Origin of the sequence: Paraeggerthella sp. Marseille-Q4926 (assembly GCF_916618935.1) — a bacterium.
Classification (GTDB): Bacteria; Actinomycetota; Coriobacteriia; order Coriobacteriales; family Eggerthellaceae; genus Paraeggerthella; species Paraeggerthella hominis.
Genome location: NZ_CAKAKF010000004.1, coordinates 507,226 through 524,512, shown reverse-complemented (window position 1 = coordinate 524,512; position 17,287 = coordinate 507,226). Strand labels below are relative to the sequence as shown.

Sequence of the window (17,287 nt, the reverse complement as noted above, 5' to 3'; positions counted from 1 at the left end):
CTTAGCGCATGCCCGCGACCCTTCCGGGGCGCCTCTCTTGCCTGTCATCGCGGGAGCCGGGCACGCGGCGCTCCCCTAAAACACCCTCGTATTATCCATCATCGCCCGGCACTTCCTTGTATCCACGCTACGTTTTTAAACCGATTTCATAACATGGTGCAAAATAGCCCTCCAAAACAAAGGGTTTTGCGCTATGCTATTCCTATCAGTTCGACGAAAGGAGTCGGCTTGCAATGCGACGAAAAAAGCTTCTTTTTGCCCGCATGACCAGGCCAGGCGCTTGATCGAGCTGTTTTTTTATTCGCCACGAGGTAAGAGGTGATTGCTATGAGCATTACCGTCACCGGACGCAAAATGCCTGTAACCGATGCACTGCGTCAGTACGCCGAAGAAAAGATCGGCAATTCCATGAAGGTCATGGACATCGATCCTCTCGTAGCCGAAATCGTTCTGTTCGTCGAGAAGAACCCCGCCAACCCTCGCCCCGCCGTCTGCGAAGTGACGCTGCGCACGAAGGGCCACATCATTCGCGTTGAAGAAAGCGAAGAAGACATGTACGCGGCCATCGACGTCGCCGCCGCCAAGGTGGTACGTCAGCTGCGCAAATACAAGACGAAGGTCATCGACCGCAAACTGCGCGCCGAAGACGAGACCATCCGCATCCAGCCCGCCGCTGCTGGAGAGCTCGACGTTGATGGCCTCATGCAAGAGCTTGCCGGCGACGAGGTTGTTCGCGTGAAGGAAATGGAATTCGCACCGCTGACCGAAGAAGAGGCGCTGGTTCAGATCGACCTTCTGGGCCACGACTTCTACGCCTACACCGACCGCGACAGCGGCCTGGTCAACGTACTGTATCGCCGTGACGGCGGCGGCTACGGCCTGCTCAAGCAAAAGGAGGATTAAGCTTCATGCCCACTATCGACACCATCAAGGAAGTGCTGCAGGAGAACCTGGACATCGATCCCGCCAACGTGACGGAAGAGTCCACGTTCGACTCCTTGGGCATCGATTCGCTCGACATGGTAGAGCTCATCTGCGACCTCGAAGAGAAGTGCGAAGTCGACTTCGGAGAGCCTGAAGGCCTGAACTCCGTAGGCGACCTGGTGCAGTACGTAGATTCGCTGTAACGCTTCGCCATCCATGAAAAAGGACCCCTCAGGGGTCCTTTTTCATGCGTCGAAAGGATTAACGCCAGCTAGCCCTGTGCAAAACAACCTACCTGCCGCCAAAAGACCGCGCCGTGAACACCAGAGACAGGTAACCTGCCGCTGCTCCGCCGAAAGCGCACGCGCAGCCCTTGAGCGCCATCATGGTCGCCGCGGAGATAGGCGCAGAAAGAGCGGATGCGGCGACAATGCCCAGCAACCCCATGAAAGTTCCCGCGACGACGGCTATAACCAGCATCGCCACACCATAACTGCGCGGAACGACACCCGCAACACCCCCGAACGTCTCAGGCGAGACGAATGCGCCGGCCCGCATATCCCTCTTGGTGAGAGGCACTGCGCATGCGAACAGAATCGCACCCAAAATGAGGCCCGTGATAGCAAGATCGGCCACGATACCAACGAAATCGAACTGCACGGTCATATCGCCGCTGTGCATGAACCAGAATATGACAGCGTTCAACACACCGTTAACGGCGCCAAAACCGATAAGGCATTTACGTAGGGCATAGGATGAGAACTTTACCGTATTTCCGGATATGGAGTTCCCTTCCGTCACATTCACGGCCATGGATGGTTCCTTCAATCGGGGATTTATTGGTGAGGAATTATAGCAACAAGCCTAGGTAGTCTCCGATGAGCTATTTCCGTTGATACGGTAATTTACTGCTCCAAATCTCAGATAATCTCATTTCTGCAGAGGCTGCGAAGAGGTCCTTGACTCTAAACGGACGCACGTTGGATAGGCCATTCGGCTGCGTCGGCAAAAAATCACGGCCGAAGCCCGTTTCCAGATGCGAAGTCGCCCTCAAGTTAGTATCGAAGAGGCGCCGTCCCGGCAAAGGCAGGACTTGCGCGCGAAAAAACGCGTTCGCTGGCAGGTTTTGACGGTTTGAGGTCGTCGGAGTTTGCGAATCGGGCGCACCCGAAAGCGCGACGAAGCAGGTCAACGCTGTGACCAGCGGAAACAAAACGCAGGTCGCGCGGCGGCAAACGCGATGCCCAACTCGACGACCCCTAAACGTCAAAACCTGCCAGCGAGAGAGACTTTTCGTGCGCAAGCCCTTCGCGCGCGGCGGCAGCAAGCCGCGGGCCGAGTAGCAGCAGCAGCCTGACGCGTGCCGAGTCGCGGCAGCAAGCCGCAAATCGAGTCACGGGCGCGCAGGCGCTACCAGCCCGCTCGACGCATGGCAGCCCGAAGCGCGGCGATGCTGTACAAGCTGCCGAACGCGCATACCAACCCGTCGGAACCAGCCAGTTCGCAAGCCTTGGCCACCGCGTCGTCGAAATCGCGCGCTTCGTAGGGATTCACGCACGCAGAGCACCCGAGCAGATCTTGCCCCGTCCATCGAATGGCGCGCGCCAGCTTCGCCGCCGAAAGGGCGCGGGGGTTCGGGGGCGCAACGGCCACGAACGCGCTGCCCAGCGGCAAAACCGCTTCCAACATGGTGGGGTAATCCTTGTCCTCCAACACTCCGATCACGAACACAGCCTTGCGATCAGGGAACACGTCGCGCAAGGAATCCGCGAGCGCCTGCGCGCCTTGGGCGTTGTGCCCGCCGTCTATCACGAACGTCGGTCGGTCGTCCCGACTTGGCAGCACTTCGAAACGACCCGGCCACTGCGCCTGCGCGATGCCCGCGCGCAACGCCTCGTCCGAAATATCCCACCCGCGCAAGCGCAACGCGAACACGGCCTCAAGGGCAAGCGCCGCGTTCATCGGCTGATACCGGCCAAGAAGCTGCGTTTCGTACGATTCGCCGCAATAGGAGAACGGCCGAACATGCGCCTCCCCCGCTTCCGTAACGCGATGCTCGACCGGCCGCACGTCCAAACAAGAAACATCGGGCTTCACCAGCGCATCGCCGCAATCCGCCGCAACGCGCTCGATCACGGCCATGGCCTCGGCCTCTTGCGGCCACGACACGACGGTCGAACCCGCTTTCACGATGCCGGCTTTCTCGCCGGCGATCGCGGCAAGCGTGGTGCCCAGCAAAGCCGTATGATCCAGGCCGATGCGCGTGATGACCGCAACTTCAGGGGCATCTATGACGTTCGTGGAATCAAGGCGACCCCCCAACCCCACTTCAAGCACGGCGATCTGGCATCCGCTGCGCGCGAAATGCTCGATGGCAACAGCGGTCATCAGTTCGAACTCGGTGGGATGATCGCCCGTATCGGCGGCCATCGCTTCGGCGTGGTCTTTGACCTCCAGCGTTACCGCCGCAAGGTCTTCCAAGGAAATGGAACGTCCGTCCACGCGAATCCGCTCCTCGAACGTCTCGATAAACGGGCTGGTGAACAGCCCCGTGCGCAATCCGGCGGCGCGCAGTATGGAAGATAGGAACGCGCTTGTCGACCCCTTCCCGTTCGTGCCCGCCACATGAACGAACCGCATGCGATCCTGCGGGCGGCCCAAACGGTCCAGCAACTCGCGAATGCGGTCGAGCCCCAGGCGGGACGCTTGCCAGTGCGGCTCGTTGATGTAGGCGATAGGGTCGAATTCCATGATCAGCTCCTCTGCAAAACGAAAGCGAGCGCTTCGCACGAAACGCTCGCCCCCAAGATAGCACAACACCCCGCAAGCAGCACGGCGGCCGGACGGCCGCTACTGCTGCGACAAATACTCCGCGATACCCGCAGCTGCGCGCTTCCCGGCGCCCATGGCCAAGATCACCGTAGCCGCGCCGATCACCGCATCGCCGCCCGCGAACACGCCGCGGCGCGACGTTGCGCACGTGCGCTTGTCGGCAACGATAAGGCTGCGAGGCGTAACCTCCAAGCCGGGCGTCGTCTTGGCGATAAGCGGGTTCGTCTTGGATCCCACGGCCATGACCAGCATGTCGATGTCGATCACGAACTCGCTGCCCGCAACCTCCTCGGGACGACGGCGCCCGCTTGCATCGGGCTCGCCCAACTGCATGCGCACGCACTCCAAGCCGGTCACCCAGCCGTCCTCGCTCCCGATCGCCCGCTTCGGGTTCGTCAGCATTTGGAAGCGGATGCCCTCCTGCTCGGCATGGTGCACTTCCTCCGCACGCGCGGGCATCTCGTCGCGGCTGCGCCGATACACCACGGTGACGTCCGCGCCCAAGCGCTTCGCCGTGCGCGCCGCATCCATGGCAACGTTGCCGCCGCCCACCACGACGCAGCGCTTTCCCGCATACACCGGCGTATCGTACGCAGGGAACTGGTACGCCTTCATGAGGTTCACGCGCGTCAGCAGCTCGCTTGCCACCATGACGCCGTTGAGCCCTTCGCCCTCGATTCCCAAGTAAGCAGGTAGGCCAGCGCCCGTTCCCACGAACACGGCGTCGAATCCGCGTTCGTTCAAAAGCTCGTCGATATCGTAGAGCTTGCCCACCAACGTGTTCAGCTCGAACGAGACGCCGCTGTCTCCCAGCTTGGAAACCTCGCGCTCAACCAGGTCTTTCGGCAAGCGAAACTCGGGGATGCCGTACGTCAGCACGCCGCCCAGCTTGTGCAGCGCCTCAAGCACCGTCACGTCGCAGCCGAGCTTAGCCAGCTCGCCGGCGCACGTGAGCGACGCCGGGCCGGATCCCACCACGGCCACGCGCTTGCCCGAAAGGTCAACATGGGGCACAACGGCGGTTTCGCCATCCGCATCCGCAACGGGAGCGGCGGCTTCCTCGGCGCGCTGCTGGGCAATCGCGGCGGCGGCCTCCTGCGGATGCTCGAACGCCCAGTCGGACGTGAAACGCTCCAAGCGACCGATGCCGACCGGCTCGCCGTTCTTGCCGCGCGTGCACACGCCCTCGCACTGCGTCTCCTGCGGGCACACGCGCCCGCACACCGCCGGCAGAGCACTCGCGCTCTTCACGATGGCGTACGCCCGAGCGAAATTCCCCAAGGCAACCTGCTCGATGAAATCGGGAATGGGGACGCCCACCGGGCAACCGTGCACGCAGGGACGCGTCGGGCACTGAATGCAGCGACGCGCTTCTAGCATGGCCTCTTCGGCGGAATACCCGCGCGCGACCTCGTCAAACGTTTTGGCACGCTCGACGGGATCCAGCTCGGGCATGGGAACCATCGTCTTCTGCCTGTTCACTTCGTAGCTGGTCCGCGCCATGTTAGGCCCCCTTCCGGTCGCCATGCGCAGACGCGCACCCGCAATTGCGGCCTTCGGAGGCTATTCGACCCGCCGCCGCATCCCGCGCCGCCGATTCGAACGAGCGGTACATCACCCCGCGACGCATCGCGTCGTCGAAGTCGACCAGATGCCCATCGAAATCGGGACCGTCCACGCACGCATGCAGATATTCGTCGCCCACCTTCACGCGACAGCCTCCGCACATGCCCGTACCGTCGATCATCAGGGGGTTCATGGAAACCAGGGTTTTGATGCCGTAAGGCTTCGTGGTGGCCGCCACGAACTTCATCATGATGACCGGGCCCACGGCAAGCACCAGGTCGTAGTTCGCGCCCTCGTCGATGCGCTGCTGAAGCGCCTGCGTGACCAAGCCCTTGTTGCCGTTCGATCCGTCGTCGGTCATGATGATCTGACGCGTGGAGCTGGCGTTGATCTCGTCTTCGAACAAAACGAGGTCGGCGTTACGGAATCCCGTGATCACATCCACTTCGCAACCTTGCTCATACAGCCACTTGGCCTGGGGATACGCAATAGCGGTTCCCAAACCGCCACCGATCACGCACGCGCGGCGCGCACCGGCAAGCTCGGTCGGGTTCCCCAGCGGGCCCACGAAGTCCAGCAGGGAATCGCCCGCCTTCATGTTCGCTAGGCGCATCGTCGTTGCCCCAACCGCCTGAAACACGATCGTGACGGTGCCCGCCTGCGCATCGCAATCGTTCATGGTCAAGGGGATGCGCTCGCCGCGCTCGTCAATGCGCAGCATAATGAACTGACCCGGCTTGATTTTCTTCGCAATCTCGGGAGCCCGCACAACCATGCGGGTGACTTCGGGGTTCAACGCCTCAACTCGTTCGATGGGATACACTCGCCCTCACCCTTCTCGTCTCGTCTCAGAACAAAAACAGCACCGGGTATCGGTGCCGATTCGAACTTGATAAGGCCGCCAGTATAGCAAACGGGGTTTAGGGGTATTGTTTCGGACGTGTTTCCACACGGCCAAAGGTATCCGACGCGCGCGGATGAGCGCCCTTCCGCAAAGCCCCTCGCGCGAGCGGTCGCAACGGCCCGCCAACGGCGCCGGCAACGGCAACGAACCGTTGACGGACCGTATGCCCGTCCAGGCCGCATGGTAGGCTCGAAACGTGGAGCCGTCCGAATGTTCGCACCCCAAGGAGGAGCCCGTGGCACGCATCTACGCCCTCGACAACCGCATGACGCCCGTCTCTTCCCTGCAGGATCTCGCGCACGGCCGGCCCGTCGCCATAGCGGCAGCGCCCCCGGAGCTCGACAGCCTAACCGCGCCGAGCGAAGAGGGGAAGCAAGCGCTTCGTTTGCTCGCTTCGGCCGAAAACACGTATCTCGACGTATTTCCCTCGTGCTTGGTCGGGTCGTTCGCCGTCCCCGACAAAGCGCGCATCCTTGACGACCCCACCTGCTTCACGTTCTATCTCGACAGGGACCGACTGGTTTTCCTGGACGAAAGCGGTACGTGCGAGCGGTTGCTGAGCGCCATTGCCGAACAAGGCGTACTGAAGCAGCCCACAACGGCTCACTGCCTGTTCGAGTGCATGAAGCTGCTCATAAAAGGAGACCTTGCGTTTCTGGCAGATTTGGAAGACCAGATGGAGGACGTCGAGGAGGCCATCATCGACCGCGGCATGGACGCAAGCAATCGCCGCATGCTGCTGTTCCGCCGCAAGCTACTGCGCATCGACACGTACTATCAGCAGCTGGTGGACATGACCAGCAGCCTTGCCGAAAACGAGAACAAGATGCTCGCGCGCGAAGAAACGCGCCTGTTCCTTTCGCTGCAAAAGCAGGTGGAGCGCCTGCTCAAACGCTCGCTCACGCTCAAGGAGTACAGCCTGCAGCTGCGCGAGCTGTACCAAGCGCAGATAGACATACAGCAGAACAACACCATGAAGTTCTTCGCCGTGGTCACCACGCTCTTTGCCCCGCTTACGCTGCTGACCAGCTGGTTCGGCATGAACTTCGCGCACATGCCCGGCATAGACTGGTCGTGGGGTTACCAGGCGGTCATCGCGCTGTCCATCGTCATCATCTTGGTGGAGCTCGCGATTTTCAAACGGAAGAAATGGCTGTAGAAACGCCCGTCCCCCGGCGAAGGGCATCTTCGCCAGGGGACGGGGCTGCATGATGCAACGGATAGCGCACGGCGTGCGCCGACGCTATTCGGCGTCGGCCGCGCGCAAAAGCTCGCCCAAAGTGGTGAAATCGTTTTCCAACGCCTCGCGCTTGCTGCCGTCGTACAGCGCTGCGGCCGGGTGGAAGATGGGAAACACCTTGAACTTGCCCGCGCGCTGCAGCGTGCCGTGCAAGCGCGTGATGCCGATGTCGGTTTTCAAGATGAACTTCGTGGAGAAATTGCCCAGCGTCACGATGAAATCCGGATCGATGGTGCGCGTCTGCTCGCGCAGATACGAAGCGCACAGCTCTATTTCCTCAGGCCGCGGATTGCGGTTTCCCGGAGGGCGGCACTTCAGCACGTTGGCGATGAACACGTCTTCGCGCGTGAGGCCCGCCGCCGCCAAAAGCTCGTTGAGGTACTTGCCCGCCGCGCCGACGAACGGCTCCCCTTGCAGGTCCTCGTTCTTACCGGGCGCCTCCCCGATGATCAGCACGCGCGCCTCGGGGTTCCCCACCCCGAACACGGTTTGCGTGCGGCCGTCGGCCAACGGGCACTTCCGGCACGCTTCCACCTGCGCGCGAATATCGTCCAAAGGGATGTGCGGTTTGGTCATGCGGTCCCCCGTCTACACGTAATACCTGGGCATACGATGGCTGAACCCGATGGCAACCTCGTAGTTGATGGTCCCCAGGGTGTTCGCCATGTCGTCGATGGTCACAACGGAATCGCCTTCGCGGCCCACCAACAGCACTTCGTCGCCAATTTGCGGGTCAAGCTTGAGCCGGTTCGCATACGTGCGCATGTCCACTTCGAACATGCACTGGTCCATGCAAATGTTGCCCACCTGACGGCAGCGCTGCCCCTTCAAGATAACGTCGGTCCTACCGGAAAGCCCGCGGCGCAAGCCGTCGGCGTACCCGATAGGCAGCGTGCATATCTTCACGCTGCCGGGGCTGCGGTAGTTCATTCCGTAGCTCACGCCCTCGCTCATGGGCACCGTGCGCACGTCGGAGATGCGCGCATGCACGCTCATGACCGGCTTCAAATCGATCAGCGGACGCGTCACCGACGAGGGATGCAGGCCGTACAGGCCCACGCCCAGGCGCACCATGTCGAAATGCACGTCGGGGTACCGAATGGCAGCCGCCGTGTTGGCCGCGTGCACGATGCCGGGGTTGAAGCCCGCCACGTTCAGCGCGGTAACGGCCTCGATGAAGCGCTTGACCTGGATCTGGAAATCCAGCGTTTCGGCGGAATCCGCCGTGGCGAAGTGCGTGAACGTGCCCACCAAATCCAGCGCCCGATGGAAGCTCACCTGCCCCATGAACTCGACCACTTCGTCGTGACGGACGCCGATGCGGTTCATGCCGGTGTTCACCGCCAAATGGTAGGGCGCCTTCATGCCGTATGCATCGGCCGTTTCCGCATACTGGATAGCGAACTCGGGCGTGTACACGCTTGGCATGACCTTGTACGCAAGCAGCAGCGGAATAGCGGAAAGCGGCGGCTGGGACAACACCAGAATAGGGGCGTTCACCAGGGCTTCGCGCAGCTCGATCGCCTCGTCCACGGTAGCAACGCCCAGGTAGTCCACCCCGGAATTGAGCGCGGTTTTGGCGCACTTCACCGCACCGTGTCCGTACGCGTCGGCCTTGACCACGGCCATCACGCGCACGCCGGCTCCCACTCGCTGCTTGATCATGGTGGCGTTGTACCGAATCGCGTTAAGGTCGATCTCGGTCCAGGCCCATCGACGATCGGTGGTGGGGATCAGGCGCAGTTTATCAGGATCGAACTGCGCCGGCTCGTCATCGGGGCGAGCATGGTCGCGCGCGTACTGGAACGCGCCTTCCGCGCCGCTGTTGAACGCCGCCGAGGTCGCTTCGTACGCGCTTTGCCCGCCCGACGACCCCGCGCCGCGCGCGTTCGCGTTGATGGCCGAACGCGCCGATTCGAAGCCGAGCGGCTTGCGATTCGCGAAGCCGGTGAATCCGTTGGGAAGCTCTTGTGCCGTCATGCTGCATGCCTTTCAGTCGATCGGGCACCAGTATAGCACTGCAATGTTCGACCGGCCCGGGGACCGCCGCGAGCGCAACACCCCGACGTTAGCGGTACGTGCCGCACAGCCGTCTTCCGGCCTTGCGCGCAGGCGGAATCCGAACGCAAGGGCTGCCGTTCGCGCGGGGCGCCGTTCGCACGAGCGACCCTCCCCCTCCCGAGCGCAGCCATCCCGGAAGCGCTTCTCTGCAGAGTTGCATACAGGGTTACATGCGAGGTTGCGCGCGAAAAAACCCGTTTGCTGGCAGGTTCTGACGGTTTGAGGTCGTCATGCCGGGCCTCGGCTTCGCTGTCGTTCGGCCCGGTTTTCGTTTTGCCTGATCAGGAAGCCGGGCTTCCGCATCGCGCTTTCGATGACGCTCGTGCCGCCGGGTCAGACGACCTCAAACCGTCAGAACCTGCCAGCGACAGCGGTTTTTCGTGCGCAAGCGGCATGCCGCGCCCGCGGCACCCGCGCGACGCCCGGGGCCTCCGCCCGCAGCACCCGCGCGACACCCGACACCAGGGGCCTCCACGCGCGCCGCCGCAGCGCACGCCCGACGCCCAGCACCAGGGGCCTCCACGCGCGCCGCCCACGCGGCGCGCGAGAAGCCCTACCCGTCCAGCTCGTGCAGCATGTCCAAAAGCTCCTGACGCTTGTGGATGTCCAGCTTCGTGTAAATGTGCTTGGCGTGGGTGCGCACCGTGTTCTCGCTGATGACCAGGCGCTCGGCAATAGTCGCCATGCTGTTTCCGCGCGCGATAAGCTCGGTTACCTCGGTCTCGCGCATGGACAGGCCGTAGCGCTCCTGCAGCTGCAAGCACTGCTTCGACGTGCGGTCCCGTATGGCACCCGCATCTTCGGAGGCCGAAGGACGATTGCGACGCTTCTTGGATGACGCGCCCTTGCGCGACGACGGATCGGCGTCCTGGGTAGGTCCATCGGCACCGGCGATCGCCCTGCGGGCAGCGCGCCCCGACGCCTGGGAAATGCCCAGAGGCAGAAACTCGATAGGATCCGCCGTCACGGTCCCCTTAGAAGCAATCGACTTGAACAGCGTGCCCGTTGCCGCAAGCAGGGTAAGACCCAGCACGTAGCTTGACGCCATCGCCACGATGAACAGCCATTCGCGCCCGTCCACGGACACGAAATCGCTCACCCAGCCCAGCAAGAATCCCACGCTTTGCATAATGTAGGCAACACCGCCGAAGAACCCGTAAATGAACACGGGGTTGATACCGCGGTCGCGCGAAACTTGCGCGCACTGCATCATCATAAGCATCTGCACAAGCGAGAACACCATATACGTAAAGCCCGCGAACAGGTTCAGGTATATCGGACCCAAAAACGGCAGCAGCAAAAATCCCGTGATGATAACGGGATACACCACGCGAAACACCGACGTAAGGCCGAAGCGAAAGCTCATGCGATACCACAGCACCAACAGCACCGCCGCCGAGACGAACGAGCCCAGCATGGACGCGCTGTTCACCACCGCGGCGATCTCTTCGTGCAGAAGCGCAATGCCGCGAATGACGCCGCTGGCTAAAGCAAGCGATCCTACGCACAGGGCGCTTCGCCAATAATCGGATACGGCCTGACGGTACACGCGCGGATGCTGACGTGGAACGTCCTCGAACATCGGCTGGTCAACGCGCATCTCGCGCACCGAAAGGGCAATGCACAAACCGCACAGCGGAACGAACACGAGCGGAATCAAAAACGCCGTTAACGCAATAGGAACCAAATACAGTGCGAAATAGATGAACGGGGCTATGGCCGTGCCCGCGATCAAGCGCAAGTTGCCCCGCTCCGCCGGCAACGACGCGAAATAACGCTGCCACAACATGAACATGCCCGCACAGCCGACGCCCAGCAAAACGCCGCCGCCAGCCACCAGCACAAGGGTGGCCACGGTAGCGTACATGGCGCCGATGAGACACGCCGAGCCGCCGAACACCAAAAGCGCGCTCAAAGAAACCAGCATGCGACGGGCGCCGCCGGGAACGTAATAGGAACCGAACATGCTGGCAACGAAGGCTCCGCCGAACGCCAAAGCCTGCGCCAGGAAAAAGGTCAGCGTGACTTCTGCCGTTTGAAACTCAAGCGGCAGAAACGGAAAGACGCCTCCCCAAATAGACGTCGCGTTCACCGTCAAAAAGCACGCATAGCCCCAACTGGACACGTGCGTCCGCGCCGCCGATTGCGTCATGTAGCTGCCACCCCCCTCCGGTACCATACTGCAAAGCATGGTAGCATACGAGCGTCGTCTCGCAAGAAGGCACCTTGGCGATTTTTGCGGTATGGTTATATCGCGACCTGGGGTTTTACCCTTAAATCACATGACGAGTGTGATTCTTCTTCCGCCGGTTTCCGGTACTTTTGAACACGGCGAGAGGAACAACCATAGTCAGAGGAGGGAACTATGACCGTACACGAATCGACGCTATCGCGCCGCACGTTCGTCAAAGGGTCGCTCGCGGGCGTCGCGCTCGCAGGAGCTACCGGGTCCGCGCTCTACGGCTGCGCACCCAAGGCCGAGGAAACCGCGAAAGACGGCGCTGCCGCGACAAGCGACCAGATTGCCTGGAGCCAGTGCAACGTGAACTGCGGCGGCAACTGCGTCTTCCAGTGGCATTCCCGCGACGGCAAGATCGTCTACATGGAATCCGACAACACGGGCGACGCCGACCTGCAAGCGCGCGCTTGCCTGCGCGGCCGCTCCATGCGCCGCTGGATCAACAGCCCTGACCGCCTGCTGTATCCCATGAAGCGCGTTGGCAAGCGCGGGGAAGGCAAGTTCGAGCAGATTTCCTGGGACGAGGCCATCGACACCATTGCAAGCGAGCTCAAGCGCGTCATCGACACGTACGGCAACGAAGCCATCTACGTGAACTACGCCACCGGCATGTACTCGACCACCGGGCGCAACCCCAGCAAGCGCCTGCTCAGTCTGCTAGGCGGCTTCATCAACCAGGGCTACGATTACTCCACGCACATGATGTCGGCCGTCATGCCGTACATGTTCGGCAGCGACAAGGAGAAGGGCAGCGTTTACAGCCCGTACGACAACGTGAACGCCTCCTCGTTCTCCGAGGCCGAGCGCGCATCCGACCTGGTGGTCATGTTCGGAAACAGCCCCGCCGAAACCCGCATGGGCGGCGCGAACGCCGTGTGGGACTTCGCCAAGGTGCGCGAAGCCGTCAACGGCCGCGGCGGCAAGATCATCAACATCGACTACCGCCTGAACGAGTCTGCATCGGGCCATCCGGACGAGTGGCTGCCCATCCGCCCCGGCACCGACGCTGCGCTGTGCTCCGCCATCGCGCACGAGTGGATTGCCAACGGCCAGGTGAACAAGGAGTTCCTGGACAAATACTGCGTCGGTTACGACGAGGACACCATGCCCGAGTCCGCCAAGGGCCAGAACAAGTCCTACAAGGACTACATCATGGGTACCGGCTACGACATGATTGAGAAGACCCCCGAGTGGGCCGCCCCCATCACGCAGATCTCGGCGGACAAGATCCGCGAGCTGGCCGCTGCCATCGCCGCCGCCAAGGCTCCGTTCATCTGCCAGGGCTGGGGATCGCAGCGCCACACCAACGGCGAGGACACGGCCCGCGCCATCAGCATGCTGCCTATCCTGATCGGCCAGCTGGGCCTACCGGGCACCAACACGGGCCAGCGCGAGGCCGAGCCGCCCACGTACTTGGTCGGCTCCCTGCCGTTCAAGAACCCCATCAAGACCGCCATCCCCGTGTACCAGTGGGTGAACGCCGTCGACCACGGCAAGGACATGACCGCCACCAATGCGGGAATCATCGGCGCCGACAAGCTGGGCAGCGACATCAAGTTCCTGTGGAACTACGCCGGCAACTGCATCACCAACCAGCACGGCGACATCAACTACACGCACGAAGTGCTGCAGGACGAGAGCAAGCTCGAGTTCATCTTGGTGTGGGACACGGTGATGACCGACTCCGCCAAGTACGCCGACATCCTGCTGCCCGACGCCATGCGCTCCGAGCAGCTGAACATGCAGACGCAGGGCTACTCCGAGTACTACACGGCCGTCGTGGTGGGCGGGCCCGCGCAGGAGGCTCCGGGCGAGTGCCGTTCCAGCTACGACGTGTGCGCGGACATCGCCGACAAGTTCGGCAAGAAGGACGAGTACACCGAAGGCCGCACGCATGACGAGTGGGTCCAGTACCTGTACGAAGAGGGCGCTAAGGCCGACGGCGAGATGCCCAGCTGGGACGAGATCAAGGCGCAGGGCATTTACAAGCGCGCGCTCGAGCCGTCCATCGGACTGAAGGACTTCCGCGACGATCCGGCGAAAAACCCGCTGGGCACGCCTTCCGGAAAGATCGAGATCTACTCCGAGCAGCTGGCGACCATCGCCGCTACGTGGGAGCTCAAAGAGGACGAGGTCATCAACCCCATCCCCGTGTTCACGCCCGGCTTCCAGGGATACGGCACCGTTACCGACGAGTACCCGCTGTATTGCTCGGGCTTCCATCACAAGAGCCGCACGCACTCCTCGTTCGGATTCATCCCCGAGCTTGAAGCCGTGGCCCGTCAGCAGCTGTGGATCAACCCGATGGACGCCGATCCGCGCGGCATCAAAGACGGCGACAAGGTGGCCGTGGAGAGCCCGGCAGGCGAGATCCGCATCGAAGCCAAGGTGACGCCGCGTATCGTGCCCGGCACCATCGGCATTCCGCAGGGCGCTTGGCACAAGGCCAACATGAGCGGTGACCGCGTGGACGAAGGCGCATGCGTCAACACGCTGACCACGTACAAGCCCACGCCGCTGGCAAAGGGCAACGGTCCTGCGCATTCCATCATCGCTCAAGTCACCAAGGCATAAAGGGGGGAAGACGACATGACTCAGTATGGATTTTACTTCGATAGCACGCGCTGCACGGGTTGCCGCACCTGCGAAATGGCGTGCAAGGACTACAAGGATCTGCCCGTCAACATAGCGTACCGCCGCGTATACGACTACGAGGGCGGCTCCTGGACGGACGCAGGCGACGGCACGTTCACCTCCGACACGTACGCATACCACGTGTCGCTGGGCTGCCAGCATTGCGAAAAGCCCGCTTGCATGGCAAAGTGCCCGCAGGGCGCCATCGTGAAAGACCCGGAAAACGGCTTGGTACATATCGACGACGAGAAGTGCACCGGCGTGGGGGCCTGCGTGGAGACGTGCCCTTACAACGTGCCCATCGTCAACAAGGAGATCGGCCGCGGCGTGAAGTGCGACGGCTGCGCCGACCGCGTGGCCGAGGGCAAGAGCCCCATCTGCGTGGAGGCGTGCCCGCTGCGTGCGCTTGAGTTCGGCGACATTGAAGAGCTGCGCGCGAAGCACCAAGGCACCGTGGCCGGCATTGCGCCCATGCCCTCGCCCGACACGACGAACCCCTCTATCGCCATTCTGCCTTGCCCGGCGGCGAAAGAGCCCGGCGACAAGACCGGCGCCATCGCCAACGAAAAGGAAGTAACGCTGGCATAGACCGACGAACCAAGCACCCCTCCCCGGCCGGCGCGCTGCACTCAAGCGGCGCGCCGGCTTACCGTTATAATAGGCCCAGACGAGAGGGAGCCGACAACCAGCCGGCCGTACGGGAAGCGATGCCATGCCACGGGGATTTTTCTTCGACAACACAAGATGCACGGGATGCAGAACCTGCGTCCTTGCGTGCAAGGACTACCACGACCATGGCTCCGAGCTGGCATTTCGCATGGTTCTTGACTACGAAGGCGGCGGCTGGACGCGCACCAACGACGGCACGCTTTACCAAGATGCCTACGCATATCACATCTCCATCGCCTGCAACCACTGCAACAGCCCAGTATGCACGCAGGTATGCCCCACCGGCGCCATGCACAAAGACGACCTGGATTTGGTGTGGCCGGACGTACGCAAGTGCATCGGATGCGGCTACTGCACCATGGCCTGCCCCTACCATGCCCCCCGCATCGATCAAGAGCTGAAGCGATCGAGCAAGTGCGACGGATGCCGCACGCGCGTCGCGAACGAGCAGGCCCCCATCTGCGTGGAAGCATGCCCCGTGCGCGCGCTCGACTTCGCAGCGGCGGGCACGCTGGCCGAGCGGTACCCCACCGCGGTACGCTCCATCATGCCGCTTCCTTCCGAGGATGCGACCGACCCCAACCTGTTCATACTCCCGTCGCCCGCCGCCGAGCGCGCGACGGACGGCGGCGGACGCATCGCCAACCGCCAGGAAGCGGGCATCGCATGAACAGCGGATTCGATTCGTTCTCGCTCGCTTTGTTCACCTCGCTTGCTCCGGCAGGCGTCGTGGCGTTCATCGTACTGGCTTGCGCGCGACTGGGCGTCCGCAACCACGAAGCCGCCGTGCGCATCGATCGCGTGATCGCGCTTCCGTTCTCCGTGGCGTTGATCGGGTTCATCGCTTCGGCAACGCACCTGGGAACGCCGGCAAACGCGCTGCACGTGTTTTTCGGCATCGGAAGATCGCCGCTGTCGAACGAAGTGCTCTCGGCTGTGGCGTTTTTGTTTCTTGTGGGATCGTACTGGATGACGGCGTTCAAGCAGCGCTTTCCCGATGCCGTGGCAAAGCCGTGGCTCGTGCTTTCGTGCATCGCGGGCATCGTGCTGATCGCGGCAACGTCCACCGCGTATTCCGTGCACACGGTTCCCACCTGGGACACGCCGTACTCGCCGGCGAACCTGGTTCTTTCCGCCCTGCTGGCTGGGCCCGTGCTGGGAATGCTGTTCCTGGAAATGGCCCACGCACGGCCCTTCGGCCTGGAAATCGGCTTGTTCGCTGCGGCCTGCCTGGCTTTGATCGCCGGTACTGCGGTACTGATCATGCACGATGCCAGCCTATCGCTTATAGCGAACAACGAAATTGCCGCCACTTCCCTGGCTCCACGATATCCGGCGGCTATAGCAACCCACCTTGTGCTTGGCGTTGCGGGCGTAGCGGCCGCCGGCTTCTCGCTTCGCCGCGGGCAGGCGGAACGTCTCACGTTCATTTTGCGCATTGCGGCAAGCGTCCTGGTGCTGGCCGCCGTGCTTGTCACGCGCATCGTTTTCTACAACCTACACATGACGGTAGGGTTTTAGAAAACGGAGGGCGTCGGCAACGCCAAAGCATCGCCGACGCCCGCTTAGGCAGAGCCGGTCGAGTCTAGTGCCCGCCGCCCGCCATCATCTTGGCCGCATGCGGAAGAGCGGCCGCGATGCCGTCCCAATTCTCGCGAGCTGCCTTTTCGCTGCCAGGCAGATTGATCACCAAATGACGGCCCCGCTGCATGCACAGCGCGCGGGACAGCATCGCATACGGCGTGATGGCCAAGCTGTGCGCGCGCATAGCTTCGGCAATGCCCGGAACATTGCGCTCGCACACGTCCATCGTGGCCTCCGGCGTCACATCGCGCAAAGAAAGGCCGCTTCCGCCGCAGGTCAAAACGATGTCAGCATCAAGCTCGTCGCACGCATGCACGATGGCGGCCGAAATGTCCGCACGCTCGTCCTTCACCACGACGTGGCTTTTGCACTCCCAGCCGTTATCGGCGATGAGCGCTTCGAGGGCCGCGCCGGCCGTGTCTTGCTTCAAGCTGCGCGTATCGGAGCACGTGATAATAGCGAAGGTGATGTTTCGATCCATGGTAAACCTTTCTCACCGGTTGGCGTAGTCAGTCAGCGAGAGGGGCTGGGGTGCGCCGAATTCGCGGGATCGCGGAGGCGAAGCGTACCTTGGGTACGCGAGCTTCCGGGATCCCGCGAATTCGGTGTGCACCGGTCCCTCGCAGCGTCGAGC

General features: G+C 62.4%; 15 protein-coding genes. 7 read left to right on the top strand and 8 right to left on the bottom strand.

The window, feature by feature from the left end; all coding sequences use genetic code 11:
• Positions 1 to 327 precede the first annotated feature (327 nt).
• Together hpf and LG373_RS10810 are read left to right on the top strand one after the other, a co-directional pair.
• Complete coding sequence (gene hpf, locus LG373_RS10815) at positions 328 to 903, top strand: ribosome hibernation-promoting factor, HPF/YfiA family (RefSeq protein ID WP_114567379.1); 576 nt, start codon at positions 328 to 330, stop codon at positions 901 to 903.
• Positions 904 to 908: 5 nt separating this feature from the next.
• On the top strand, positions 909 to 1,127 hold the full coding sequence (locus tag LG373_RS10810) for an acyl carrier protein (RefSeq protein ID WP_114567380.1): 219 nt from the start codon (positions 909 to 911) through the stop codon (positions 1,125 to 1,127).
• Between the two features lie 88 nt (positions 1,128 to 1,215).
• Here LG373_RS10810 and LG373_RS10805 read toward each other — a convergent pair whose 3' ends face one another.
• The 4 genes from LG373_RS10805 to LG373_RS10790 form a co-directional block, all read right to left on the bottom strand.
• Positions 1,216 to 1,737, bottom strand: a complete 522-nt coding sequence (locus tag LG373_RS10805; RefSeq protein ID WP_216529388.1) for a hypothetical protein — start codon at positions 1,735 to 1,737, stop codon at positions 1,216 to 1,218.
• Positions 1,738 to 2,334: 597 nt separating this feature from the next.
• Positions 2,335 to 3,675 (bottom strand): folylpolyglutamate synthase/dihydrofolate synthase family protein, encoded by a 1,341-nt coding sequence (locus LG373_RS10800; protein ID WP_225749772.1) that lies wholly within the window; start codon positions 3,673 to 3,675, stop codon positions 2,335 to 2,337.
• Positions 3,676 to 3,774: 99 nt separating this feature from the next.
• A complete protein-coding gene (gene gltA / locus LG373_RS10795; protein WP_114567383.1) occupies positions 3,775 to 5,259 on the bottom strand; it encodes an NADPH-dependent glutamate synthase in 1,485 nt (494 codons plus the stop codon).
• 1 nt (position 5,260) lies between these two features.
• Complete coding sequence (locus LG373_RS10790; RefSeq protein ID WP_216529385.1) at positions 5,261 to 6,145, bottom strand: sulfide/dihydroorotate dehydrogenase-like FAD/NAD-binding protein; 885 nt, start codon at positions 6,143 to 6,145, stop codon at positions 5,261 to 5,263.
• Positions 6,146 to 6,461: 316 nt separating this feature from the next.
• Here LG373_RS10790 and LG373_RS10785 point away from each other — a divergent pair, with 316 nt between their 5' ends.
• Complete coding sequence (locus LG373_RS10785) at positions 6,462 to 7,385, top strand: CorA family divalent cation transporter (protein ID WP_225749771.1); 924 nt, start codon at positions 6,462 to 6,464, stop codon at positions 7,383 to 7,385.
• An 84-nt stretch (positions 7,386 to 7,469) separates the two neighbouring features.
• On the opposite strand, the gene LG373_RS10780 is transcribed toward LG373_RS10785, so the two are convergent.
• The 3 genes from LG373_RS10780 to LG373_RS10770 all read right to left on the bottom strand — a co-directional run bounded on the left by LG373_RS10780 (position 7,470) and on the right by LG373_RS10770 (position 11,679).
• Complete coding sequence (locus tag LG373_RS10780; RefSeq protein WP_225749770.1) at positions 7,470 to 8,042, bottom strand: uracil-DNA glycosylase family protein; 573 nt, start codon at positions 8,040 to 8,042, stop codon at positions 7,470 to 7,472.
• Between the two features lie 12 nt (positions 8,043 to 8,054).
• Positions 8,055 to 9,446, bottom strand: coding sequence for an alanine racemase (gene alr, locus LG373_RS10775; RefSeq protein WP_114567386.1), 1,392 nt, complete (start codon positions 9,444 to 9,446; stop codon positions 8,055 to 8,057).
• 634 nt (positions 9,447 to 10,080) lie between these two features.
• Complete coding sequence (locus LG373_RS10770; protein ID WP_225749769.1) at positions 10,081 to 11,679, bottom strand: helix-turn-helix transcriptional regulator; 1,599 nt, start codon at positions 11,677 to 11,679, stop codon at positions 10,081 to 10,083.
• 213 nt (positions 11,680 to 11,892) lie between these two features.
• Between LG373_RS10770 and LG373_RS10765 the strand changes: the two genes are divergently transcribed.
• The 4 genes from LG373_RS10765 to LG373_RS10750 all read left to right on the top strand — a co-directional run bounded on the left by LG373_RS10765 (position 11,893) and on the right by LG373_RS10750 (position 16,590).
• Positions 11,893 to 14,340 (top strand): DMSO/selenate family reductase complex A subunit, encoded by a 2,448-nt coding sequence (locus tag LG373_RS10765; RefSeq protein WP_225749768.1) that lies wholly within the window; start codon positions 11,893 to 11,895, stop codon positions 14,338 to 14,340.
• Positions 14,341 to 14,355: 15 nt separating this feature from the next.
• On the top strand, positions 14,356 to 14,988 hold the full coding sequence (locus LG373_RS10760) for a DMSO/selenate family reductase complex B subunit (RefSeq protein WP_114567389.1): 633 nt from the start codon (positions 14,356 to 14,358) through the stop codon (positions 14,986 to 14,988).
• A gap of 124 nt (positions 14,989 to 15,112) precedes the next feature.
• A complete protein-coding gene (locus LG373_RS10755) occupies positions 15,113 to 15,739 on the top strand; it encodes a 4Fe-4S dicluster domain-containing protein (protein WP_225749767.1) in 627 nt (208 codons plus the stop codon).
• On the top strand, positions 15,736 to 16,590 hold the full coding sequence (locus LG373_RS10750) for a DmsC/YnfH family molybdoenzyme membrane anchor subunit (RefSeq protein ID WP_114567391.1): 855 nt from the start codon (positions 15,736 to 15,738) through the stop codon (positions 16,588 to 16,590). Before LG373_RS10755 ends, LG373_RS10750 begins: the two co-directional genes overlap by 4 nt.
• Before the next feature lie 64 nt (positions 16,591 to 16,654).
• On the opposite strand, the gene LG373_RS10745 is transcribed toward LG373_RS10750, so the two are convergent.
• Positions 16,655 to 17,134 carry a molybdenum cofactor biosynthesis protein B gene (locus tag LG373_RS10745; protein WP_114567392.1) on the bottom strand — a complete coding sequence of 160 codons (480 nt, stop codon included), beginning with the start codon at positions 17,132 to 17,134 and terminating at the stop codon, positions 16,655 to 16,657.
• Positions 17,135 to 17,287 lie beyond the last annotated feature (153 nt).